Source organism: Actinoallomurus vinaceus, from assembly GCF_039542055.1.
Classification (GTDB): Bacteria; Actinomycetota; Actinomycetes; order Streptosporangiales; family Streptosporangiaceae; genus Actinoallomurus; species Actinoallomurus vinaceus.
This window is the reverse complement of record NZ_BAABHK010000013.1, coordinates 88,365-111,104: the sequence shown is the minus strand read 5'-3', so window position 1 is coordinate 111,104 and position 22,740 is coordinate 88,365. Positions and strand designations below refer to the sequence as shown.

The window sequence follows — 22,740 nt, the reverse complement described above, 5'->3', positions numbered from 1 at the left end:
AGTCCGTGTCACCCGCATTCGACGGCGTTGTGTACATTTGTACTTGTACTGATGTACACGAGCGGGCCAGGCCAGCAGGGCGGGCTCGGACGTGGGGCATGAGGTGGAGGTGTTCTGTGGTTGCTGCCCGTGATCCGGAGGGGCGACGCCGCGCCATCATCGAGGCGGCGGGGCAGCTGATCGCCGAGGTCGGCGTCGGCAAGCTCACCCATCGGCTGGTGGCCGAGCGCGCCGGCGTTCCGCTGGGCTCCACCACGTACTACTTCTCCTCGCTGGAGGAGCTGATCGACGAGACGATCGGGTACGTCGGTGAGGTGTTCGTGCAAGCGGTGCATTCGCTGTCCGAGGGCATCGCCTCCAGTGATGACGTGGCGGCCTCATTGGCGGAGCTGTTCACCGGGCAGATGCGGGACGCCAAGCAGTCGGTGCTGATGGTCGAGATGTACCTGGCCGCCGCCTACCGGCCCGAGTTGCGCCCGATCGCCCGCCGCTGGTTCGAGGAGATGGTCGATCTGCTGACCGTCCACGTTCCCGGACCCGCTGCCTTGGCCATCACGGTGTACCTGGACGGCGTGATGATCCAGGCGATGCTGCACGATGAGCCTCCCCTGGGCCGGGAGGCCCTAACCGATTCCCTGCGTGCGCTGCTGACCCTGCGGTGACGAGCGCGATGGGCGGCCGGCCGCCTGCTGTACGGCTGGTGATCGACTTTTGGTGCCCGGGTAGCTCGGGTGGATCTGTGCTGGGGGAACGGTAGAGATGGCTCAGGCCGGGGTTGAGGTACCTGCTCAGAAGGGCGAACAGGACAGGACGCCAGGGCGGGGTTGGCGGGGTTGGTTGCTGGAGGGGCTGACCGGGCAGAGCGCGCGGCACCCGGGTCCGCACGGGACGGTTTCGAGCGAGCGACACCGGCGCCCGTGGTGGCGGGTGATGTGCCTGACGGGCGTCGACTATTTCTCCACCCTGGGCTACCAGCCGGGTATCGCGGCGCTGGCGGCGGGTCCGCTGTCACCGGTGGCGACCCTGGTGCTGATCGCGTTGACCTTGTTCGGGGCACTGCCGGTCTACCGGCGGGTGGCGGCCGACAGCCCGCGCGGCGAGGGCTCGATCGCGATGCTGGAGCGGCTGCTGCCCTGGTGGGCGGGCAAACTGCTGGTGCTGGTGCTGCTGGGGTTCGCAGCGACCGACTTCATCATCACGATCACGATGTCGGCGGCGGATGCGACAGCCCACCTGGTGCACAATCCGCTGGCCCCTGCGGGGGCCGCCGGCAGCAGGGTGTGGATCACCCTTGTCATGGTGGGCGCGCTGGGCGCGGTGTTCCTCAAGGGGTTCCGGGAGGCGATCGGCATCGCCGTCGCGCTGGTGGCGGTCTTCTTGTCGCTGAACCTGGTGGTGCTGGTGACGGCGGCCTGGCACGTGGCGGCCAGGCCGGTCGTGGTGGAGGACTGGTGGGCGGCGGCCACCACCCAGCACAGCTCGGTCCTGGGCATGATCGGGGTGGCCCTGCTGGTGTTCCCCAAACTGGCGCTGGGCATGTCGGGGTTCGAGACCGGTGTGGCGGTGATGCCGCAGGTGCGCGGTGACGCCTCCGATACCGAGGCCCACCCGGCCGGGCGGATCCGCAACACCCGCCGCCTGCTGAGGACCGCCGCGCTGATCATGAGCGGATTCCTGCTGCTGTCGAGCCTGGCCACCACTCTGCTCATCCCGGCCCACGAGTTCCAACGCGGCGGGCAGGCCAACGGCCGCGCCCTGGCCTACCTGGCCCACCGGTACCTGGGCGGAGCGTTCGGCACGGTCTACGACGCCGCAACTATCGCGATCTTGTGGTTCGCAGGCGCGTCGGCTCTGGCCGGCCTGCTCAACCTGGTCCCGCGGTACCTGCCGCGCTATGGCATGGCCCCCGACTGGGCACGGGCGGTCCGGCCGCTGGTTCTGGTGTTCATGACGATCGCGATGATCATCACGGTGCTGTTTCAGGCCGACGTCGACGCCCAAGGCGGCGCCTACGCCACCGGCGTCCTGGTGCTCATGCTGGCGGGGGCGTTCGCCGTGACGATCGCCGCCCGCGCCAAGGGCCGGCACGCCGCCACCGTCGGATTCGGCCTCATCACCGCGGTGTTCGGCTACACGCTGGCCACCAACGTCGTCGAACGGCCCGACGGCATCAAGATCGCCTCAATGTTCATCCTCGGGATCTTGATCACCTCGTTCGCCTCCCGGGTGCACCGGGCGTTCGAACTGCGCAGCACCCGAGTCACCTTCGACGCCACCGCGACCACGCTGATCGACCGGGCCGTGGCCGCCGGACCGCTGCGGATCATCGCGCATGAACCCCAGCGCCGCGACGCCGCCGAATACCGCGACAAACGCAACGGCTTCCGCGAGGAGACCGCGACCTCGGCCGCCGACGACCGGCTCTTCTTGGAGGTCACCGTCAGCGACTCCTCAGACTTCACCACCGACCTGGACGTCACCGGCGAAAAACGCTACGGCAACGCCATCCTGACCGTCCGGGGACCGGTCGTCGCCAACACCATCGCCGCCGTGCTGATGGCCCTGCGCGACCGCACCGGCCAGATCCCCCACGCCTACTTCAACTGGACCGAAGGCCACCCCCTCGGCCACCTCCTGCGCTTCCTGATCTTCGGCGACGGCGAGGTCGCCCCCGTCACCCGCGAGGTCCTACGACGCGCCGAACCGGACCCCGAACAACGCCCCCGCATCCACGCCAGCTAAGTGGGAGCAAGCGCGCTCAGTACTCGGTGATGTGCTCTCCGATTTCGACAACCTGGGGGTTGGTGGGCCACTTGGCGGCCATGCGGGCGTGTACGCGGGTGATCTCTCCGAGGGTTTTGAGCCCTGCGGTCGCGGAGACGATCGCGTGGGCTTGCCGCAACCCCACCGATGCGGCGTCGGGTTCACCTCCGGCGGCGAAAGCGGCAGCGGCTCGGACGCGGTACGAGGCGACCCATTCGGAGTCGCGTACGACAGGGGGCAGGGCCTCGAGGGCGTCTGAGATCGTGTTGGCCGCGCGGACGTAGGCGGTCGGGTTGTCCGCCAGGTAGGTGAGGATGATGCCACGCTGCATCGTGAGGAGCTGTGGCCCGTAGAAGTAGAGGGACTCCGGGTCATCGCCGGATTTACTCCAGGTGATGACCTGTTCTGCCTCACCGATGGCGTGCAGAGCACCGTCCTCGTCGCCCATGATCGCGAGTGCGCGGCCTCGTTGCTGGATCGCCATGGTCCGGGTCCCGGTGGCCGTGGCCATCTCGGCGGCTGCATTCGATAGAGCGGCCATCGAGCCGATATCACCGGTCACCCACGCCAGATGCCCTTGCATGGACAAGGCGGTGGCCGTCAGGTCTGCGTTGCCTGCCTGGATACCGAGCCGTAGTGCCTGGTCGTACAGGGTTCCCGCGGCGTCGTGGCGGCCTGTGGCGGTATGGAGCCAGCCGTTGAACTGCGACGTGCCGGACGCGGTGGCGGCCAGATCCCCGGCCAGAGAACCGCGTGCTTCGCGGAGAAGCCGCAGAGTGAGCTTGAGTTGTTCCTTGGCCGGCTCGATGATCGCTGCGGACCCGATCATGTCCTCGATGCGGCGCTGACCTGCAAGCGTTCCGCTCAGGTCGGCAACGACGGCGGCGTCAACGCGCGATGGATTGCGCGCGGCCCGGATCAGCCGCTCTTCATCATCAGGGGTGCGCTGTCGGCCGTCGCCGTTCCCGGTTACGGCCGAGACCTCTCCTTGGCGAACCGCTCTGGTGATCGAGGCGGCCTCCTCCAACATGCTCAGCTCGACACCGAGCGCGATGGCTAAAGCGGGGAGATGAACGGTCGGAATGCGCCCACCGCGTTCATATCGCGAAATGTCCCAACGAGTCAGGCTGGATCCCGAGATCTCATTAACTCGTCCTGATAGGTCGGCCTGAGACAACTGCGCTTCGGCGCGTAGACGCGCGAGGAGTAGGGCGATCGGAAGTCGCGTCTGCTCGTTCATATGGCGGCTTTCGTCGGCTGCTGTGGGCCTGTCACCGGCCCACAGCCGGGGCTCCTCTCATCATGCCTCAGCGGGTGTGAGGTGGGAACGCATAGTTACCCACTCGACACGCATGCAAAGGAGATACGGATGGGAGAGGAGATCCCCGCCCGGAGGACCTGGAGCCATGCTTGGAAGGTTGATCGGCTGACCGAGTTGTGCCGGGAGCTGGTCAAGCGCGGGATCCGGGTCGAGATGAGCGACGCCCGCCCGGCATTGTCGGTGCGTTTGAGACTGACGACGCCCCGGGTCTCCATCCAGATCGCCGATGGGGCGTTCGTGTGGCGACGCGACGACACGGACCGGCACGCGGCCGACGACGTGTCCGGGGCGGCACACCGAATCGCCGCATACCCGAAAGCGCGTGACGGGGACGACGCGTCATGACGGGACGGCTGCGGTGGACGAGCGTGTTCCTCTGTCGGCTGTGGTTCGGATGGGAGCGTCCCGCCCGGCCCGACAGCGGCTTGTCATGAACCCCGATCAGGCCTGGGTGATCTCCCGACGGTTCCCGGGGCTGGTCTTCTGGTTCGGGCGGTGTACCCGGTCGTGGTGGGCGCTCGTCTGGGTTCCGTCCGGATGGCGGCTGGTCGAGGCCGCCGATACCGACCAGCTCACCCGCGCGGTGCTGGAGGCCCGCACGTGGCCGTGGCCTCGGACGGCAACGGTATCCGGCAGTGGGGGTGAGCGGCAGCCGTCGGGTGAAATGCGTATGCGGTGATATGTCGCCTGATATCGTTTAGGCTGATTCGCCAATGGCCGATCGTCCTGTCGGACGAGAACTCACATATCATCGGCCCGCAATCCCTAGGTTTCGGGATAACGCGTTTCCGTCGCCGTTCCTACCTTGGACTCGTCGAGATTCTTCGACCTCCAAGAGAGGAAATCTCATGCGAAACATCGGGATCCCCGCGCGGGTCGGGTTCAGGGGTGCCGTGGCCGCGGCCGCCCTGGGCGGCGCTCTCCTCGCGTCCATTCCCCCGGCCAACGCCGGCTCGGCTCGTAGCGTCGAGGTGTTCCTGAACAACCTCACCCGCTGCGACCTGCTCCTCGTCACCGCGCGCCTCGACCACGGCGAGTGGGAGAGCCAGCCGCCGCAGCTCATCCTGCTGGGCGACCAGGGACGGTGGGAGTCGGTGTCCCACGGGGTCGCCACCGGAACCGAGGGAGAAGCGGACTACTTCACTCAGTCCTGCCGGAATCCGGGCAACAACAACAAGCGGATCCATTTCCACTGGGACAATCCATTCATCGGATCGAACTCCTATGACAGCGCCGGCACCGACGGGGCCTTCCGCTCCAACATCGTCGGCGGCTCCGGAAACCACGCGGGCGTGTCCGTGAGCTTCCTGCCCGCCTGACGGATCCGGCGGGAGATGCCCCATGCGGCATCTCCCGCCGGCTTCATGAGGCCATCGCTCGCTGGAGATCGTCGGGGTCGGGGCCGTCGCCGCAGACCTCCGGCTCGGGCGGGCGCACGCGACGCGACCCTCGGGCGAGGGCGACGGCGGGGATGGCGGCGGCGAGGATGCTGATGGCGGCCAGGGCCGCGAAGCCGTACCGGGTGTCCGAGCGGTCGGTGATCGTCGCCACGACGAGCATGACGGCGACCGTGCCGGCGAGGGCGCAGGCGTTGGCGACGCCGAACACCCGCCCGATGCGGTGCTCGGGGGCCGAGGCGAGCAGCAGCGCCCGCGACGCGATGCGCGCCTGCCCGAACCCGCACGCGCCGATGAGCACCAACGGCATCAGCCCGGCGACGCCGTACCGCGGTTGCAGGATCAGCAGGCCGTTGCACAGCAGGTACCCGGCCAGGGCGATGCGCAGGTCGCCGAGCCGGTGGCCGACCAGGCGGTACGCCGCCGCCGCGAGCAGGAAGCCGGTGCCGCCGAGGGCGTCGACCAGGCCGAGGATCGCGCTGCCGCGATGCAGCTCGCCCACGACGAGGACGGGCAGGAGCGCGTTGAAGACCGTCACGACGACGCTGCCCTGGGCGTACAGGAGGATGAGCCAGCCGGTGGCCATGCGCCGGCCCGCCTCGGCGGGCGCGTCCTGCGGGCCGGTCACCGGCTCGGGGTCCGGGTGCGCGGGCCGGCGGCCGACCGCGAACACGCACAGCGCCGAGGCGGCGAACGTGCCGGCGTTGAACGCGAAGAGCGGCACGGCCCCGAACCACTGGACCGCGAAGCCGCCGACCGACGCCGACAGCAGCATCCCGGCCTGCATCGCGATCTCGTAGTTGGCGTTGAACCGGCGCAACTCGGCGGGCCGGACCCGCTCCTTGATCAGGCCCGCGCTGACCGGCACGAACAGGGTGGCGACCACCGCCAGCGCCAGGTTGGCGGCGTAGACGACGGCGTCCGTCGGCGCCCCGGCCGCCAGCCCGGCCGGCAGGGCCAGCGCGGCGACCGCGCCGGCCAGATCACAGCAGACCCAGAGCGTACGGCGGTCGAAGCGGTCGGCGACGCGGCCGAAGAAGGGGGACAGCACCGCCTGGGGAGCGGCGACCGCGATGAACAGCCAGCCGACCGCCAGCATCGTCCGCTCGGCCCGGACGAGCAGCAGCGCCGCGGCGATCAGCTGGATGTTGTTGCCCAGCGAGGTGATGAAGGTGGCGGGGATCAGCAGGCGCTCGGCCCGCCGGATCCGGGCGTCGTTGTGGGGGTGCACGGCGTCCTCGGCAAGTGTGGTCGGTCGGCCGCGGTCGGCGGCCGTACCGATGATCGCCGGTCCCGGCTGACATCTCCTGTCAGGAATCCGCCGCGATGATTCGCGCGACGTACTTGCCGGTGCCGCGCCCGTCGGCGAGCAGCTGGTGGGCGGCGGGGGCCTCGGCCAGCGACCCGATCTCGGTGACCGGGACGTCCAGCCGCCCCTCGGCGACGAGGCCGAGGACGCGGCGCAGCGCCACCGCCACGCGTTCGGGCGCCGTGACCGCCAAGGCGCTGATGCTGAACCCGCCGATGGCGACGTTTCCCGCGCGCAGTCGGTCGAGGCCGGGGAGCGCGGCGGCCTGCCCGCCGCCCGCGTTGCCGAACAGCACGACACGCCCGCTTGGATTGATCACCTCCAGGTCGGCGTCCAGCAGCGCGGTGCCCAGCGGATCCAGGACGACGTCGACGCCGTCGCCGGTGGCCGCTCGTACCGCCTCGGCCAGGTCGCCCTCGCGGGCGACGGCGGCGTCGTAGCCGCTCTTCAGGGCCGCGGGGATCTTGTCGGCGCGGCCCACGGTGCCGACGAGCCGTCCGCCGCCCAGCGCCGGGACGAGCTGCGCCACCGCGCCGCCGACGCCTCCGCTCGCCGAGTGCACCAGCACGGTCTCGCCGGGGGCGAACCGGGCGGCGTCCGTGAGCAGCAGCAGGGCGGTGGCGAGCATCAGCGGGGCCGCCGCGGCGACGGCCGACGGCACCTCGTCGGGGACCGGGACGGTGAGCGCGGCCGGTGCGACGGCGACCTCCGCCAGCCCGCCGGCTCCCGGCAGGAGCGCCGCCACCCGCTGCCCGGCGGCCAGGCTCGTGACGCCCGCGCCGACCTCCCGAACGGTCCCGGCCACCTCCTTGCCCGGCGCGAAGGGCCAGGACGCGTAGCCGGTGTCGCCGCGGCGGGCCATCACGTCGATGAAGTTGATCCCCGCGTGGGCGACGTCGATGGTCACCTCCCCGGCGCCGGGGCGCGGTGCCGCCACGTCCCGGACCTCCGTACGGTCGGGGCCCTGCGATGGCGCGGTCATGACCAGAGCACGCATGACGTCTCCTCGTTCGACTTTCGACGTTCGTCGTATGACGAAAGTCGTACCACAGTTGTACGATGGTTGTCGAAAGAGAGGTCGTCTCGATGCCCCGATCGCAACGCCGTGCGCTGACCCACCCGGAGGCCGACGAGCTGGACGTGCTGGACATCCTGCACGCGCTGTCGGATCCCACGCGGATGACGATCGTCCAGACGCTGCGCGCCGATCCGGAGCGGGCGTGCGGGACGTTCCCCGTGGATGTCGCGCCCTCGACGCTCACGCACCACTTCCGGGTGCTCCGCGAGGCGGGCGTCATCCGTCAGCGGGAGGACGGCAACCGACGGTGGACCACACTGCGGCGGGACGACCTGGAGGCCCGCTTCCCGGGGCTGCTCGACGCCGTCGTCACGGCGTACGAGCGGCAGGCGTCGCCGCCCGTCTCAGCGGCGGGCGGTCCCGGTCAGCCGCACTGATCGCCGTCGCAGGCGGCCGCGTCCGCCGCGGCCCCGGCCGCCACCGGCTCCTCGGAGGACGCGACGGCGGCCGCAGGTGAGTTCTCGGCGAGTAGGCGCCGGGGGCCGGAGCCCTCCTCGCCCAGCCGGTCGAACGGGTTGGACAGGCGGCACCGGCTCAGGGACAGGCAGCCGCAGCCGATGCAGTCGGTCAGGTCGTCGCGCAGTCGTTGCAACTGCTCGATGCGCTCGTCGAGCTCGCTCCGCCACGTGGCGGACAGCCGTTCCCAGTCCTTGCGGGTCGGGGTGCGCTCCTCCGGGAGCTGGGCGAGGGCCTCCCGGATCCGGCTCAGCGGGACGCCGACGCGCTGGGAGACCCGGATGAACGCCACGCGCCGCAGGACGTCCCGGGCATAGCGGCGCTGGTTGCCCGCCGTGCGGCGGCTGCGGATCAGTCCCTTGGCCTCGTAGAAGTGCAGGGCCGAGACGGCGACGCCGCTGCGCGCGGCCAGCTGTCCCACGGTGAGCTCGCCGGCGTCCCATCGGGGGTGTTCCATGCTCCCAACCCTAGATTCCTGAGAGCTCGGTCATGTGACTCCACCTACGCGTGACCGCGCGGGCTTTCTGTGTCGGTGGCTAGGCCACGTCGCAGAGGGCCAGCCCGGCCCTGTTGAGGACATTCGTCGCGCCGACGTGGTCGGCGTTGGCGGTGAGGCCACACGCCGTGCACTGGAACCTTGCTTGGGTGAGGCGGTTGTCCGCGCTGAGGTGCCCGCAGCCTCCGGCGGAAGGCGGGCAGGTGCGGGAGGTGTTGCGGGCGTCCACCGGGATCACCAGCCGACCGGCGCTTTCAGCCTTGTCCGCCAGGATTGCCAGGAACTGCCCCCAACCCGCATCCAGGATGCTGCGGTTGAGCCCGGCCTTGGCGGCGGCGCCGTTCGGCAGGAACGCCGCCGGGATCCTCAGCGCGGATCGCCTTCAACTCCGCCGACTGCTCGCCATAACGGATCGTCACACCCGCCCTGCGGTAGGCCGTCCGACGGTGCTCCAGAGCGCCGTTGTACAGCGAGCAGTGATCCCCCAACATCTCACCCAGCACGAGGGCCTGACGGGCCGTGGGACGCAGGAGGAACTTGTAGGCGCGGATCACGAGCCGTCCTCCTTCACCTTCGTCCAGGGCCGTTCGGACTGGGTATCGAGGTACCACTGCACCGTCTCGGCGCTCACCTCGCCGGCCGAGGCCGCGAAGTACGACGATGGCCACAAGGTCGGAAGCTTCGACCGCAGGTGCGGGAACTCCTGGCGCAGCACACGGGAGATCAAGCCCTTGAACTGGTTCGCGACATACGAGGCCGACGACTTCGGATCGTGCTTGACGAACAGATGGACGTGGTCGGGCATCACTTCCAGCGCCACGATCTCCCACCCCCGTTCGTCGACCTTGACCCGGACCAACTCCTCCAGGCGTGCCGCGACCCGGCCTTCGAGGACCGGGCGGCGGTACTTCGAGCACCACACCACGTGCAACCCCAGGTCGTACACGCCGCTGGAGAACCGGCGAACCGCCCTGGTCACAGCCACCCTACTAACACACAGGCATCACTTGCACACGAATTGTAGGGTCCTGGGCTCGCCACATGCGTGGTGGGCGGCCGTCCCGGCCGTGAAGGGCCCTGAAGGGGCCCTTCACCTCCCCTGCCGACCGAAGCCGGTGATTCCCTTGGAGAAGCCTGATGGACGGGCGAGCGGGGCGAGGTAAGCTCGTACTGACCGAATCGTGTTCGGTTCTTGTTGGGACGGAACCCCGAGAAGAGACTTGGAGGCGTCGTGGCCGAGGCGTACATCGTCGGAGCGGTCCGTACCCCGGTAGGCACGAAGAAGGGCGCGCTCGCCGCCGTGCACCCGGCCGACCTGGGCGCGCACGTGCTCAAGGAACTGGTCGAGCGCACAGGCGTCGACCCCGAGGCGGTCGACGACGTCATCATGGGCTGCGTCATGCAGGTCGGCCCGCAGTCGCTCGACCTCGCCCGTACGGCGTGGCTGTCCGCCGGGCTGCCCGAGCGGGTGCCCGGTGTCACCATCGACCGCCAGTGCGGATCGTCCCAGCAGGCGATCCACTTCGCCGCCCAGGGCGTCCTGTCCGGCACCCAGGATCTCGTCGTGGCCTCCGGCGTGGAGAACATGGGCATGGTCCCCATGGGCTCCAGCGTCGCCATGGCCCTGGAGAAGGGCATGCCGTTCCCGTACGGCGAGGGCTGGTCCGCGCGGTACGGCGACCAGGAGATCTCCCAGTTCCGCGGCGCGCAGTTGATGTGCGAGAAGTGGGGTTTCAAGCGTGGTGACCTCGAGGCGTTCGCCCTGGAGAGCCACCGGCGCGCGGTCAACGCGATCGAGAACGGCTACTTCGACCGGGAGACCGCGCCGATCGCCGGAGTGACCAAGGACGAGGGTGCCCGCCCGGACACCTCGCTGGAGAAGATGGCCGGGCTGAAGCCCCTGCGCGAGGGCTGGGAGCTGACCGCGGCCATCGCCTCCCAGATCTCCGTCGGCGCCGGCGCGCTGCTGATCGCCTCGGAGGAGGCCGTCCGGGAGCACGACCTGACCCCGCGGGCGCGCATCCACACGCTCGTCGTCGAGGGCTCCGACCCGGTGTACATGCTGACCGGGCCGATCCCGGCGACCGAGAAGGCCCTGCGGCGCGGCGGCCTGACGATCGACGACATCGACGTGTTCGAGGTCAACGAGGCGTTCGCGCCGGTCCCGCTGGCGTGGGCCCGGGAGACGGGCGCCTCGCTGGAGAAGACCAACCCGAACGGCGGCGCGATCGCCCTCGGCCACCCGCTCGGCGCGACGGGCAGCATCCTGATGACCAAGCTCCTGCACGAGCTGGAGCGCACCGGCGGCCGCTACGGCCTGCAGACGATGTGCGAGGGCGGCGGCCAGGCCAACGCCACCGTCATCGAGCGACTCTGACGGCCGACACGGAGGGCGGGGCGCCCCGCCCTCCGTGTCGCGGAGAGCCGCTCACCTCCCCTGCGGGAGGGAGTGAGCGGCGGGGCATCGGTCGCGCCGGTGAGGGCCGAAGATCGCGCACGTCGGCGATCCCATCGCCGGCGCCGGTCCCGAGGATGAGGGTCATGAAGAAACGAGCCTCCCTCGCAGCCCTCGCCCTGACCGCCGTCGTCGGCGCCGGCCTCGCCCCGGCCGCCTCAGCCGCGGCCACGGCACCTCTGCCGCCGCTGAAGCCGGACCTCCTGCGCGCGGCGATCTCCGGGCTGCCGAACGGGACCGTCACCAGCGCCATCGTCAAGGTCACCGGCCCGGCGGGGCGGTGGCAGGGCACCTCGGGAGTCGGCGACGTCGAGACCGGGGGGCCGGTACCCGCCGACGGCCGGTTCCGGATCGGCAGCGCCACCAAGGTGTTCACCGCCGCCGTGATCCTGCAGCTCGCCGCCGAGCGCCGGATCGACCTCGGCCAGTCGGTCCAGCACTACCTGCCCGGCGTGCTGCCCGCCTCCTTCCCGAGGATCACCGTCCGGCAGATCCTGAACCACACCAGCGGGCTGCCCGACGGCACCCTCGGGTTCGGCGACGCCCAGTGGTTCGTCGACCACCGCCTTCAGAGCTGGACGCTGGCGGAGATCGTCGCCGACTCGGTCAAGAACCCGATGGTCTTCCCGCCCGGTACCAAGCAGCAGTACAACGGCACCAACTACTTCCTCGCCGGAATGCTCGTCGAGAAGGTGACCGGCCGGTCGTACGGCGACGAGGTGCGGCGGCGGATCATCCGGCCGCTCCACCTGCGCGACACGTACGCGCCGGACCGCGACGACGTCCGCCTGCCCGGTCCGTACGCGCACGGGTACGTCGCCCTCACCGAGGACGGGAAGACGACGCTGCACGACGTGTCCGAGCAGAGCCCGTGGCCGTCCGCGGAAGGCGGGATGATCTCCACGACCGCCGACCTCACCCGCTTCGTCAACGCGCTGTTCCGGGGACGGGTCGTGCCGCGCCGGCAGCTCACGGAGATGTTCACCACGCCCGACGTCCCGTACATCGACGACAAGGAGTGCAACAGGGGCCCGGCCGCGGGCCGGGCGTGCTTCAGCGTCGGCATGACGAAGGTGACGATGCCGAACGGCGTCACCATCTGGGGCAAGACCGGCTCACGGCCCGGCTACACGAGCGGTATGTTCGCCACCCGCGACCTGCGCCGGACGGTCGTGTACTCACTGACCCCGACGGGCAACAAGGACGGCTCCGAGAGCCCGTACGTGAGCAAGATCGCCGCCGCCACCATCGACCCGGATCTGCTGTCGGGCGGCTGACGCGGCATCGTCCGAAGGTCGCGCCTTCCCGGGCGCGGCCTTCGTAAAGAAGCCCACAACCCGGGCGTGTAGCGCCCATGCGACGCGTGCCCCGTGCCCGACGATGGCACGCGTCATGGTCCTCACTGAAGAAGAACACCGGCCGCTGTACTCCGTCGGGCAGGCCGCCGCGATGCTGGAGACACGCCGGAGGTTCCTGCATCGTCTTGATCGGTACGGCGTCGTGAGCCCCCGGCGCACCCCCGGCGGCCATCGCCGTTATTCGGCGTACGAGATCGGCCGGATCCGGCGCGTCATCGAGCTCGCCGATGAGGGTGTCACCCTGGTCGGCATCCGCCACATCGTCGGCCTGGAGAAGCGCATCCGGGAGCTGGAAGCGCAGCTCGACGCGGCCTGGGACCGCGTCTTCCAGCTGGAGAAGCGTCCGGCGATCCCGCGGATGCGACGCGAGCGGATCCCTCCGATCTGAGGGCTCACGGGACCGGCCAGGGCCTGACCTCCAGGTCGCCGAGCCGGGCCAGGTCGACCCGGTCCTCGTCGGCGAGGACGCCGATCAGCTCCTCCGCCTCGGACGGCGTCACGTGGCGGCCCCGCGAGCACCGCGCGTCGGAGTCCGGGCTCTCCAGCCACAGCCGGGGACCGTCCTCCCACATCACCTGCACGATCGCGCCGGACCGGCCCTCGAACGTGGCGAAGTTGCCCTTCCGGGGCGTCAGGTCGACCAGAACGCGGCGGGACTCCGCGAGCGACATCGCGACCGCGTCGTCCTGCGTGCGGCCCCGGGCGTAGTCGCAGTAGGTCACCTGGAGCGGGCCGGCGACCTCCGGCTCGGGACCTCCGGGCCAGGCGGCGAGCTCGCCGAAGCGTCGTTCTCGCCAGGTCATGGAGACGGAGATCCGCGTGGCGAGATCGCCGTTCCACTTGGGAGCCAGGCCGTGCCGGCGCAGCGTCGCGGCGACCTCCTCGCCGATCCGCGTGGCGGCGGCGTCGTCTCCGTCGAAGGCGCCGTACGAGAGGTAGAGCGCGGATCCCTCGACGGCGGCCTCGACGTCCTGGCGGTGGCAGAAGGTGTAGCCGCGCGTCTCGGTGCCCTCCGGCACCTCGCCGCCGATCTCGGTGACCCCGCAGTTCTGGCAGCAGGTGAAGTCCGCCCGCGCCACGATGCCGGCCGCCTCGAGGTCCTGGAACGCCTGGAACAGCCGGTCGGTGTCGAGGACGTCCGGCCAGGTCGCCTGGTCGGCGAGGTAGGCCGCGAACTCCTCCTTGGCGATCTCGGTGGCCGCCTCGGCGACCAGGTCGGAGTCGGGTGCGGTGTCGAGGTAGTCGACGCACTCCTCGACGATGGTGTCGAAATCCTCGTCGCCGATGGCCAGGGCTTGGCGGATGAAGTTCCGCAGCAGGTCGCGGTCCTCGCTGTCGATCATCCGGCGATTATGACGACCGGCGGTGACACTCCGTCGTGGATCCGCGCGATCTCATGTCCGGGTGCGGTCGTAGTGCCGCCGGGCCTTGGTGCGGTTGCCGCACCGGCGCATCGAGCACCACTGCCGGTTGCGCGCCGGAGAGCGGTCGACGAAGCGGATGCCGCAGTCGTGCGCGGCGCACACCCGCAGCAGGTCGTCGCCGGTGAGCAGTCCGACGGCGTCGACCGCCAGCACGGCCAGCGCCGCCGCCGTCGACTCGTCGCGTGGCGCGCTGATGGGACGTCCCGCGCCGTCCAGCGCCAGGCGGGGGACCGGCGGCGCCGCCGCGATCGCCGCGTTGATCACGTCCGCCGCCTCCCGGGCGGTGCGGGGAAGGGCGTCGCCGGCCTCCGCGACCGTGCCGCGGTCCGGGGCGCTCGCGGCGGGGAACGCCAGGAGGTCGATCGCCTCGCGCAGGCGGCGGGTGGCCCGCAGGTCGTCGTCGGCGGGAACGCCGGGCAGGTCGGCCGCGCGCAGCCACGCCTCCAGGTCGGCGGCGGTGCGCAGCGTCTCGCGGCCGCCGAGTTTGCGGTCGCGGATCGTGTTGACCAGGTCGACGCTCGGCCGGCCTCCGTACCAGAGCCAATCTCCCATAACCCCATCTTATGGTTAGAATCGGCGCTAACCGCATAAGGGGGTTAGAGATGGCGATCGCAACGGTCAACGGCATCCGCCTGCACTACCGGCGGACGGGTGACGGGCCGCTTCTCGTCCTGCTGCACGGCTGGCCGCAGACCGGGCACTGCTGGCGGCACCTCGTCGGGCCGCTCGGCGAGGCGTACACGGTCCTGGTTCCCGACCTGCGCGGCTACGGGCGCAGCGACCTGCCGACGGACGGCCACGACAAGCGCACCCGCGCCGAGGACCTGCATCGGCTCATCCACGACCTCGGGTACGACTCGGCCACGGTGATCGGCCACGACCGGGGCGCCCGCGTGGCGCACCGCTGGGCGCTCGACCACCCCGGGGACATCGAGCGGCTCGTCGTCATGGACATCATCCCGACGCGCGAGATGTGGCGGCGGATGGACGCCGACCTGGCCCGCCGCACCTGGCACTGGCTCTTCCACCTGCAGCCCGACCTGCCCGAACTCCTCGCCGGGGCGAATCCCGAGGCGTACGTGCGGTACCTCATCGACAGCTGGGCGCACGTGCCGCTCCCGGAGGAGGACATCGCGGAGTACGTCCGGGCGTTCTCGCGGCCGGGCGCGCTGCGGGCGGGCTTCGACGACTACCGGGCGTTCCGGGAGGACGAGGAGCACGACGAGGCCGACGCCGGCCGGCGGATCCCGATGCCGCTGCTGGCCCTGTGGGGCGAGCACAGCTTCCTGCAGACGATCGACGCCGTCGCGGTCTGGCGCGACTACGCCGAGAACGTCACCGGCCGGATGATCGAGGACTGCGGCCACTTCCTCGCCGAGGAGCGCCCCGACGCCGTCCTGGAACGGCTCTGCCGTTTCCTCCCTCGGCTCTGAAGCCGTCTGTGGCCGTCCGCGGGGTGGCGGCTCCGGGAGCCGGGATGGTCAACGGCAGAGCTCCGTCACCAGTCGTTTCAACCGCCGGTCGTCGAGCGCGGTGCGATGGGCTAGGCGGTTGCGGGCGTCCCACAGCACGTGAAGCCGGTCAGCCTCCGTGCGGGACAGCCTGACGTGACTGTTGAGGTGGGCTCCCCACATGGCGCCGAGTTCCATTCCCATGAGCGCCTCGGCGGTCCCACCATTCGCCGAGAACGCGGGCGAAGTGCCCACCGGGCGCGAACGGTAGCGCTCAACGAGCTGGGGGGCCGGCAGCCGGGACCTGTGTCGGATCACCTCGGTGAACTCCTCACGTGCGTCGTCGAGCAGGGGGAGGAGGACACGGTTCTGGGCGAGCCACAGTCTTGTTTTTACGGTCTGCGCCAGATCGGGCTCGCACCCCGGATGGCAACGCAGTTGCCCGTCCCACGCATCGAGCAACCCCAGATCCCAGCCAGGTCGCAGCGTGTTGTCCGGCTCAAGGGCTGAACGACGCGCCCGGTGCGTGATGGCCATCAGGGCATGCCCCCTGGTGACGGCGCTGACTGCATGTCTCAGCTCATCGGGAAGGGTTTCCGGAACACCGTCCCAGCGGGCGGCGAGTTCCGTCGCCAGGTCGAGGAAGGGCCCACATACCTCGACCACCGTCGCTTGTACGACCGATTCCAGGAGCTGGTGGTGTGCTGCCGGGCCAGGTGAGTGTGGCCGGGTGACGGAGACGACCGTGGCGGTGTCCAACCGGCCGAGGACTCCCCACCACCAGTGGACGGTGGTGTCCTCGCGGGAGATCTGATCTGGCAGCTCTGGGGGTAGATCTGATGGGGTGGCCACGACGAGCATGCGCGGGCGCCGGGCTGGGGGCAGCCCGGCCTCTTTGACGGCGGCGGTCAGCCGCCGGAGCAGGTCGGTCGCGGCGGTGGGAGACGTCTCACGCCAGGCCCGTACGACGATCACCCGTGTGTCGGGGGAAACCGGCCGGTCCTCGGTCAAGCGCGCCAGTACATCATCCAGCCCCTCCGTGGGAGGGCTTCCTTCCCAGTAGGGATCGCGGAGCTCCTTGGTCAGCCGTTCCAGCAGTTCTGCTGCCGCGGACCGCATGGGGACCGATGGATCGGGCGCCGCTGTCGCCGGTGGGGATGGCCGGGCGTGGCTGTCGAAGTCCGACAGGCCGTCGTCGTAGTCCAGCGTCGGCTCCGCCGTCGTCCACTGGCCGGTCGGTGAGGCCTGTGGGGCACGCGGCGATGGTATCCGTGGAATGCGATCCGGCTCTGCGGGCGGCAGGAGCAAGAAGTCGCCGAGCTCGTGCAGCATCTCGCCCAGAAGTGTCTCAGCCGGTGCGTCCCTGTGGACATCGGGAAGCAGGCAGAGGCAGCTTCTTCCGCGCTCAAGGTCCCCCAAGAGACGGCGCAGCCAGACCCGTACGCCAGGCAGAGCGATCGGATCGGTGGTCAGGGCGAGAGTCACCGAGAGTCCCGTAGTGACTTAAGCGCACGGAAGGTCACCCAGTCGAGTGCGTACCCGTCCTCCCCGTCGTCGAGCACCCCGTGTTCGACCAGCCGCCGCGTCAGCGCGTGGATCTCCTCCAGCTCGAGGCCGGTGACAGAGGCGATGTCGGCGGGGCTGGAGGCCTCACCCGGCTCCAGATACGCGGTCCATTCGGAGAGCAGCCCGAGCTGACGGGCGTCGAGCTGTACATCTTCGATGTGCTTGTGGGCGAACTCCATCCGCCCCGTGAAAAGGAGCATCTCGTCCAGTGCCGCCTTCAAGGTGGCGCCCTGGCGGGAAGTGCGGTGCACGGTGCGCTCCACCAGCTTCGGCCACCCTCCGGTGACCTCCACCAGCTGACGTCGGTTGTCCGGTGTGTCGAAGGGACACTCAGGCCAGGCCCGCAGGCTGTCGGCGTTCCACCGTTCGGGGTGCACGACGCTGGTGACCGCTTCGTCCTGTCGGCCGTCCCAGGTGATGGGATCGACCAGGAGCACGGCCCCGCGGTGCAACTCACCCCGCGATGTGTGCCGGCTGAGCCGTTCGATACATCCCGTCAGGACTGCCTCCGGACAGCCGCGCAGGTCGGCCAGGACGATGCTGGGCTTGCGGCCTCGTACGTCCTGGGCCAGCACGTCGGGCAGGTCGTCGGCCGTGGCGTCGCGCACGCGCAGGTCCCGGGCATCGGAGTAGGACCGCACCGCCGCCTTGACGAGCGCGGGGGCGAACGCCGCGGTCAGGCAGACTGCCGACAGTCCTCGGCTGGTGGCAAGGTGCAGCTGATCCTCGGTCAGCGGGCTGTACCGGGTGATGCCCTCCTTGTCCTGTCCCACCAGGCGCCGGGAGAAGCGGGGGTTGTAGTCGTACGGCAAATCGAACTCGGTCTGTCGCAACTCGAGTTCGAGATCTTCGCGGGTACCGAGCATGTGCACGACGTTCGGGCTGCGCACGGCGTAGCGCCTCCGGTCGGCTTGCTGGATCAGCAGGCCGAGTCCGACCATCTCGTCCAGGTAGATTCGTACGTCGCTGGCGGTGAGCGAGCTGAACCCCTCCCGCCAATGCTGCTTGGCGGCGCGCAGCAGTTCGTCAGCGCTGTAGCCACGGTTGAAGCCGTCCGCCTGGCTGCGCAGGGCGATCACCAGGGCGAGCACGCGGTAGCGGTCCTCAAGGTTGATCGTGATCCGGAGCCGCTCGGCGATGTGGCGGTGCACCTGAGCGGAGCTCGCCACCGCGCGAACGTCCTCGTCGGTCACGGTGATCGGCCATTGCGCCGAGCCCAGGGACTTCTCCCGCAGCGCCGCCACGAGCCGATCACAGAAGATCTGGACCAGGCATGCCTGGTAGTTCGTCGCGGCGAGAACGCGCCAGACGAGTTCCGGACGTTCGAAGCGGTAGCCGAAGGCGGCCATCGGTTCGACCACGAGGCGCTGTGCTTCGGCCGGCTTCAGCGGCCCGATGAGCACGTCCGGCCCGCCGTGCGTCAGCGGCACGTTCGACAGGTGGCTGAAGCGCTGCACTTGGTGCAGGCCCGCAAAAACGATCTTGAAGCGCCGGTCGGTGCGGTCCATGAGGCCTTTGAGCCGGACGACATTCGCGAACGTTCCGTCGCCGCCACGGCCGGGCACCGGTTTCGAATCGGCGGTGAGGAAGGCGTCCGCCTCGTCGGCGAGCACCAGCACCCGCCGCTGGGGATTCTCCTCCAGCCAGCGGTGCACCTGGCTCAGCATCACGTCCGGCCCTGCCTCGGGCGAGACCTTGCTGCCGAGAACTCCAACGCGTTGCAGTTCAGCGGCGAGCACCGGCCAGATCCGTTCGGCGGGCTCGGCCTCGCCTACCCCGCGGGCCTTGAGGTCGAGGTAGATCGCCTTGCGCTCGGGCGTGTCGGGAAATGTCGCCTCCACCTTGCGAAGCAGCGCCGACTTGCCCAACTGACGTCCGCCGTAGAGGAACAGGGCGCCGAGCGGGTCGGTGACGGTAGTCATCTCCTGCCCACGACCGTAGAAGACCTCCGGCGGCACCAGCCCAGCGACGAAAGGCGTATACGGGTTGAAGGCTGTCCAGGGCAGGGTCACCCGCTGAGCCGCACGGAAGGAACGCGGCGACCGTGCGGCGACCCAGCCGAACACGGCCGGATCCACCACGAGCGCCTGCTGAGACGATGTGCGCACCTTTTCGGCCATCACCCGGCGGCCCCCGAGCCCGAGGGGGTACAGGTAGATGATGATGCAGGCGCCGGTGTCGCCGCTGTCCAGCAGGTCCAGCGGGCTTCGGCCGCGCTGCTCGTCGGAGACCACCAGGATCGTGTAGGCGGAGGCCGCGGAACCGAGCGCGGCGACGTAGCCGGGCGCCGATTCGATCGGCGTCGCGCGGGCCGTCAGCCGGAGCAGACCGCGCACACGGCGGTCCTCGCGTACCGGCGTGTGCGCGCACTCCAGGCCGAGCAGGCGCAGTACCGAAGGTACGTGTTTCTGCCACTCCGAGCCACGGACGCCCGGGTCGCATAGCTTGTCCCAGGCGTCCAGCGCGTTGTCGGCGCTCGCCGTGAGCGGCTGCCCTTCGCGGAAGTGATCGGCCCAGGGACGGGCGGAGTAGCCCTGTGGGCCGGCCTTGACGGCCGACTCGAGTTCCAGGCCGGCAGTGAAACCGTCGAGCTCCGCACCCCAATCGGTACCGCTCCAGTCGGGGAGGGGGTCACCTTTGCGTAGCAGCGCGAGGCACTCTTCGGCGGTCACCGTGTCCCCCGCGTCGAGCAGTGCGGTGAGCCGCTCCCGCTCGTCCACAGGCAGGTTCAGCGCGTTGAGGCTGCCCCGAAGACGTTCGACGTACTCCTCGACCAGCGAACGCAGCTCATCCTGTAGCGACCGGATCCGGGCGACCGTACCGCCGAAGGCCCCCTCCGGCACGGGCCGTCCCAACTGCTCCAGCCGTCCGGTGTAATCGCGCTCCGTCTGCGGGTCCAGATTCTGCTGGGTCCGCAGCTCGGCCAGCAGACCCGTTGCGGCCAGGTGCGTCTCGCGGTGTTCGTTCGACCAGCGCGCCCATTCGGTCTCGCGCCACTGACGCCAGTCGACCGGAATGGCATCGCGACCCGCCGGCACACACGGAACCAGGTCGCGCTCGAGGGCGGCGACGAAAGCGTCGGCCAGATGGAGGTCGCCGCGCCGACAGTAGGCGCGCAGCACCGCGCGGCTGTCGATGGGATCCAGCAGTGACAGGAGCGCATCGGCGAACCCGTCCGCGTCGGGGAGGGGAGTGCCTTCGTGAGAACGCGGCAGGTCCGGGGCGGCAAGCAGCGACTCGGCCCCTGGTTGTTCCTCGGGCTGCCGGGCTTCGGCTTCCAAGACGGGCACCGGGGCGATGGGGCGATCCTCGCCGAGCAACCATGTGCGCAGCCGTATGAGGGCGGCTCCCTCAACGCCCGGCAGCGGTGCCTCATCGCGGACCCGCTCCAGGGACCGGCGTAGCGCCGTGATGCAGTCGGCGCGGTCGTCCGCGGGCGCGGCCAGTGCCCGAGCGCGGGAGAGCAGGTCGGACACCTGGTCGATGCTGCGCAGCAGCGCTCGTTTCGCCGCCGCCTCGATCGGTTCCTTGGCCTGTTTCGGGGTGCGGATCGCCGCGTCCGCTTCCTCGATCATGCGCTCGGCCGAGCCTCGCTTGCGGAACAGCTCCCAGACCGCTTCGAGCGCCGTGGCATCGGCCTGCCCGTCGGCCCAGGAGCGGATGACGGCCAAGGCCCTCCCGAGCGGTTGTTCCTGGCGGAGCAGCCGCGTCCTGACCTGGGTGGCGCGCGTGTAGCCGATCCGCTGGCGCGGCAGGTCGGTCACGAGCTCGGTCGCCTCGGCCGCCAGGCGCTCCCGGGTGAGAGCCGGTTCCCTGGTGGCGCTCAGCCCGTTCCCCACGGGGTCGACCCGTTTGTAATGGCGCAACACGCCGACGGCGCTTTCGAGGAACCGTCCCCACACACCGGTTGTCATGCTGGAGAGGTCGGTCTGAAGCAGGAAGTCATTCTGCCAGCCGACCAGCATGCCCGCCCGCACGGACGCCACGGCGGTCAGTACGAATGCCGGCCGGTCGGGCCGGAGCACATCGACGTCCGGAACGAAGCCGGTCAAGACCGCGGCCGCCTCGCCCTCGCCGCCGCAAGAGAAAGAGGCGTGGGCGAAGGCCAGACACTCGGCCCGGTGCGTCTTCTCGCTCGAGCCGGCGGTCAGCCAGTAGGCCTCCTGGAGCCTGCCCTCACCCACGAGCCGCGCGACCGGCGACTCCTGCACCCCAGGATGCGCGGTGTCGGCCTCTGTGGCGAGCGGCTGCCAAGGGAGGAACCCGGTATTCGGCGCCTGACCCCCGCTTGAGGCGGGCTCTTCCGCGCTGGGTGACGAGTCGGGGGGTGCGGTCGCGACATTCTTGTCGTGCGGTGTCGCGGGTACAGGGTCGGGTGGGCCCTCATCTGGGATGCCCAAGAGCACCGACTTCGGCTCGCCGTCTGCCGCCGACGTGCCAGGGGCGTTTGGTGTATCTGGGCCGGCTGGCGTCGCCGTCGGCACCACGGGTGTCTCGCGGCGTCGGTGGGTGGCCGACGCCGGATTCTCCGCGTGTCCTCCAGCCTGTGACGGCCCGGGAGCATCGGACGCATCGGTGGATGGGCCCTCCGAGGGAGGCTTGCGCTCGTCCGAGGGTGCCCTATCGGGCGCAGTCACTCCGCCGAGCAGGGCAGATATCCGGTCTTCCAGGATAAGGAGGGATGCGTGAAGCGGCCTGACATGCGGCGCGCCCGGTGACGTCGCCGCGATGATCCCGGAGAGTTGCTCGTGCTGAGCGCGCAACTCGGCCAGTTCCTCGGCCCGCCTGGTCTCCGTCTCTTCCTCGGCCCGGATCTCTTCCGCGAGCCGATGCAGTTCGGCGAAGCCGGCCTCGCCCGGCCAGGAGCGACCGGCCTCGACGAGCCGGGCGGACAGCCTGGCCCGCTCCGTTGACCACATGGACAGCTCATCGATGAGCCGCTCCGGTACTCGCGAACCGGCACGAACCTGTGCGGCCGCATGGTCCAGCGTCTCCGCCAGGGAGGCGGCCCGGGCGCGAAGCGCCTCGGCCGCGGCGGTCAGGTCGGCTCCGGTGGTTCGTTCCGGCACAGCGTCGCCCTCTTCCGTTTCCACCGCCCGCTCCGGCGGCCGCGTCGATGAAGGAAGCCCGGCGGAGGCGCCGTCGTCCTGTCCCGACCCGCAGGGCTCGCCGGGGCCGGCAGCGGCCACCAGGAGCTCATCCCAGTGCTCTAGCACCAGCCGACTCGCCGGAGCCTCGCGGATGACGATGCCGTACATGGTCAGCCGTGCCAGCACGGGCTCGAGGCGTCCTAACATCGCGGTCAGCGCGGGCAGGTCCGGTTCGGCGAGATCCGACTCCGAGTACCCGAAGCGTCGTTCCAGCGTGTACCTCGCGTGCGCGACGGCGGCTTTTGCCACCAGGGTCAGCTCGCGGCTCTGGGCACGGCTCAGTGCGACGCGGGCGGAGAGCAGCTCACGCCGCCCGATCCGCAGTGCGGCGCCATTGCGTGTGGCTCCGATACCCGACAGCACCGGCAACGGTCCCGGAAGAAGCAGCAACGCTCGAAGCGAGTGGTCGTCCAGACCCATCAACCATGCCCTGAGCCCTGCCTCCGACGTCCCCATGCCGGGATACTGCCAGAGCGGTCACGCAACGCCAAGAGGGTTGCAAGGCGATGAAACCGG

General features: G+C 70.2%; 20 protein-coding genes. 9 read left to right on the top strand and 11 right to left on the bottom strand.

Annotated elements, in window-relative coordinates:
- Nucleotides 1-116 precede the first annotated feature (116 nt).
- Together ABEA24_RS36660 and ABEA24_RS36655 are read left to right on the top strand one after the other, a co-directional pair.
- Nucleotides 117-662 carry a TetR/AcrR family transcriptional regulator gene (locus ABEA24_RS36660; RefSeq protein WP_345437073.1) on the top strand — a complete coding sequence of 182 codons (546 nt, stop codon included), beginning with the start codon at nucleotides 117-119 and terminating at the stop codon, nucleotides 660-662.
- A 268-nt stretch (nucleotides 663-930) separates the two neighbouring features.
- The gene (locus ABEA24_RS36655; RefSeq protein ID WP_345437071.1) at nucleotides 931-2,742 is read left to right on the top strand and encodes an APC family permease; all 1,812 of its coding nucleotides are present in this window, start codon (nucleotides 931-933) and stop codon (nucleotides 2,740-2,742) included.
- Nucleotides 2,743-2,758: 16 nt separating this feature from the next.
- Here the strand turns inward: ABEA24_RS36655 and ABEA24_RS36650 are convergent, their stop codons facing one another.
- The gene (locus ABEA24_RS36650) at nucleotides 2,759-4,003 is read right to left on the bottom strand and encodes a helix-turn-helix domain-containing protein (protein WP_345437069.1); all 1,245 of its coding nucleotides are present in this window, start codon (nucleotides 4,001-4,003) and stop codon (nucleotides 2,759-2,761) included.
- Between the two features lie 129 nt (nucleotides 4,004-4,132).
- Between ABEA24_RS36650 and ABEA24_RS36645 the strand changes: the two genes are divergently transcribed.
- On the top strand, nucleotides 4,133-4,429 hold the full coding sequence (locus tag ABEA24_RS36645) for a hypothetical protein (protein ID WP_345437067.1): 297 nt from the start codon (nucleotides 4,133-4,135) through the stop codon (nucleotides 4,427-4,429).
- A 503-nt stretch (nucleotides 4,430-4,932) separates the two neighbouring features.
- Nucleotides 4,933-5,403: an aegerolysin family protein gene (locus tag ABEA24_RS36640; protein ID WP_345437065.1), complete on the top strand. Its 471-nt coding sequence runs from the start codon at nucleotides 4,933-4,935 to the stop codon at nucleotides 5,401-5,403.
- Between the two features lie 43 nt (nucleotides 5,404-5,446).
- Here ABEA24_RS36640 and ABEA24_RS36635 read toward each other — a convergent pair whose 3' ends face one another.
- Both ABEA24_RS36635 and ABEA24_RS36630 read right to left on the bottom strand, forming a co-directional pair.
- Nucleotides 5,447-6,712 (bottom strand): MFS transporter, encoded by a 1,266-nt coding sequence (locus tag ABEA24_RS36635; RefSeq protein ID WP_345437063.1) that lies wholly within the window; start codon nucleotides 6,710-6,712, stop codon nucleotides 5,447-5,449.
- Nucleotides 6,713-6,791: 79 nt separating this feature from the next.
- Nucleotides 6,792-7,787 carry a quinone oxidoreductase family protein gene (locus ABEA24_RS36630; RefSeq protein ID WP_345437061.1) on the bottom strand — a complete coding sequence of 332 codons (996 nt, stop codon included), beginning with the start codon at nucleotides 7,785-7,787 and terminating at the stop codon, nucleotides 6,792-6,794.
- 62 nt (nucleotides 7,788-7,849) lie between these two features.
- On the opposite strand from ABEA24_RS36630, the gene ABEA24_RS36625 reads away from it, so the two are divergent.
- Complete coding sequence (locus ABEA24_RS36625; RefSeq protein ID WP_345437059.1) at nucleotides 7,850-8,245, top strand: ArsR/SmtB family transcription factor; 396 nt, start codon at nucleotides 7,850-7,852, stop codon at nucleotides 8,243-8,245.
- Here the strand turns inward: ABEA24_RS36625 and soxR are convergent.
- From soxR to tnpA, 4 genes are all read right to left on the bottom strand, one after another.
- The gene (soxR, locus tag ABEA24_RS36620) at nucleotides 8,233-8,781 is read right to left on the bottom strand and encodes a redox-sensitive transcriptional activator SoxR (protein ID WP_345437057.1); all 549 of its coding nucleotides are present in this window, start codon (nucleotides 8,779-8,781) and stop codon (nucleotides 8,233-8,235) included. The two genes, ABEA24_RS36625 and soxR, sit on opposite strands and share 13 nt — an antisense overlap.
- A 79-nt stretch (nucleotides 8,782-8,860) precedes the next feature.
- Nucleotides 8,861-9,058 carry a zinc ribbon domain-containing protein gene (locus ABEA24_RS36615; RefSeq protein ID WP_345437055.1) on the bottom strand — a complete coding sequence of 66 codons (198 nt, stop codon included), beginning with the start codon at nucleotides 9,056-9,058 and terminating at the stop codon, nucleotides 8,861-8,863.
- Nucleotides 9,059-9,074: 16 nt separating this feature from the next.
- A complete protein-coding gene (locus ABEA24_RS36610) occupies nucleotides 9,075-9,374 on the bottom strand; it encodes a helix-turn-helix domain-containing protein (RefSeq protein WP_345437053.1) in 300 nt (99 codons plus the stop codon).
- Nucleotides 9,371-9,805, bottom strand: coding sequence for an IS200/IS605 family transposase (gene tnpA / locus ABEA24_RS36605; protein WP_345437051.1), 435 nt, complete (start codon nucleotides 9,803-9,805; stop codon nucleotides 9,371-9,373). The genes ABEA24_RS36610 and tnpA overlap by 4 nt, the downstream gene beginning before the upstream one ends.
- Nucleotides 9,806-10,051: 246 nt before the next feature.
- Between tnpA and ABEA24_RS36600 the strand changes: the two genes are divergently transcribed.
- The 3 genes from ABEA24_RS36600 (at nucleotide 10,052) to ABEA24_RS36590 (ending at nucleotide 13,021) form a co-directional block, all read left to right on the top strand.
- Nucleotides 10,052-11,197: an acetyl-CoA C-acetyltransferase gene (locus tag ABEA24_RS36600; protein WP_345437049.1), complete on the top strand. Its 1,146-nt coding sequence runs from the start codon at nucleotides 10,052-10,054 to the stop codon at nucleotides 11,195-11,197.
- A 164-nt stretch (nucleotides 11,198-11,361) separates the two neighbouring features.
- A complete protein-coding gene (locus ABEA24_RS36595; RefSeq protein ID WP_345437047.1) occupies nucleotides 11,362-12,552 on the top strand; it encodes a serine hydrolase domain-containing protein in 1,191 nt (396 codons plus the stop codon).
- Between the two features lie 103 nt (nucleotides 12,553-12,655).
- Nucleotides 12,656-13,021: a MerR family transcriptional regulator gene (locus ABEA24_RS36590; RefSeq protein WP_345437045.1), complete on the top strand. Its 366-nt coding sequence runs from the start codon at nucleotides 12,656-12,658 to the stop codon at nucleotides 13,019-13,021.
- 4 nt (nucleotides 13,022-13,025) lie between these two features.
- On the opposite strand, the gene ABEA24_RS36585 is transcribed toward ABEA24_RS36590, so the two are convergent.
- Together ABEA24_RS36585 and ABEA24_RS36580 are read right to left on the bottom strand one after the other, a co-directional pair.
- The gene (locus tag ABEA24_RS36585; protein WP_345437043.1) at nucleotides 13,026-13,976 is read right to left on the bottom strand and encodes a DUF6891 domain-containing protein; all 951 of its coding nucleotides are present in this window, start codon (nucleotides 13,974-13,976) and stop codon (nucleotides 13,026-13,028) included.
- A 51-nt stretch (nucleotides 13,977-14,027) separates the two neighbouring features.
- Nucleotides 14,028-14,609: a CGNR zinc finger domain-containing protein gene (locus tag ABEA24_RS36580; RefSeq protein WP_345437041.1), complete on the bottom strand. Its 582-nt coding sequence runs from the start codon at nucleotides 14,607-14,609 to the stop codon at nucleotides 14,028-14,030.
- 50 nt (nucleotides 14,610-14,659) lie between these two features.
- Here ABEA24_RS36580 and ABEA24_RS36575 point away from each other — a divergent pair, with 50 nt between their 5' ends.
- Nucleotides 14,660-15,490: an alpha/beta fold hydrolase gene (locus tag ABEA24_RS36575; RefSeq protein WP_345437039.1), complete on the top strand. Its 831-nt coding sequence runs from the start codon at nucleotides 14,660-14,662 to the stop codon at nucleotides 15,488-15,490.
- Nucleotides 15,491-15,538: 48 nt separating this feature from the next.
- On the opposite strand, the gene ABEA24_RS36570 is transcribed toward ABEA24_RS36575, so the two are convergent.
- Both ABEA24_RS36570 and ABEA24_RS36565 read right to left on the bottom strand, forming a co-directional pair.
- A complete protein-coding gene (locus ABEA24_RS36570; protein WP_345437037.1) occupies nucleotides 15,539-16,840 on the bottom strand; it encodes a hypothetical protein in 1,302 nt (433 codons plus the stop codon).
- Between the two features lie 149 nt (nucleotides 16,841-16,989).
- The gene (locus ABEA24_RS36565) at nucleotides 16,990-22,680 is read right to left on the bottom strand and encodes a hypothetical protein (RefSeq protein ID WP_345437035.1); all 5,691 of its coding nucleotides are present in this window, start codon (nucleotides 22,678-22,680) and stop codon (nucleotides 16,990-16,992) included.
- Nucleotides 22,681-22,740: the final 60 nt, after the last annotated feature.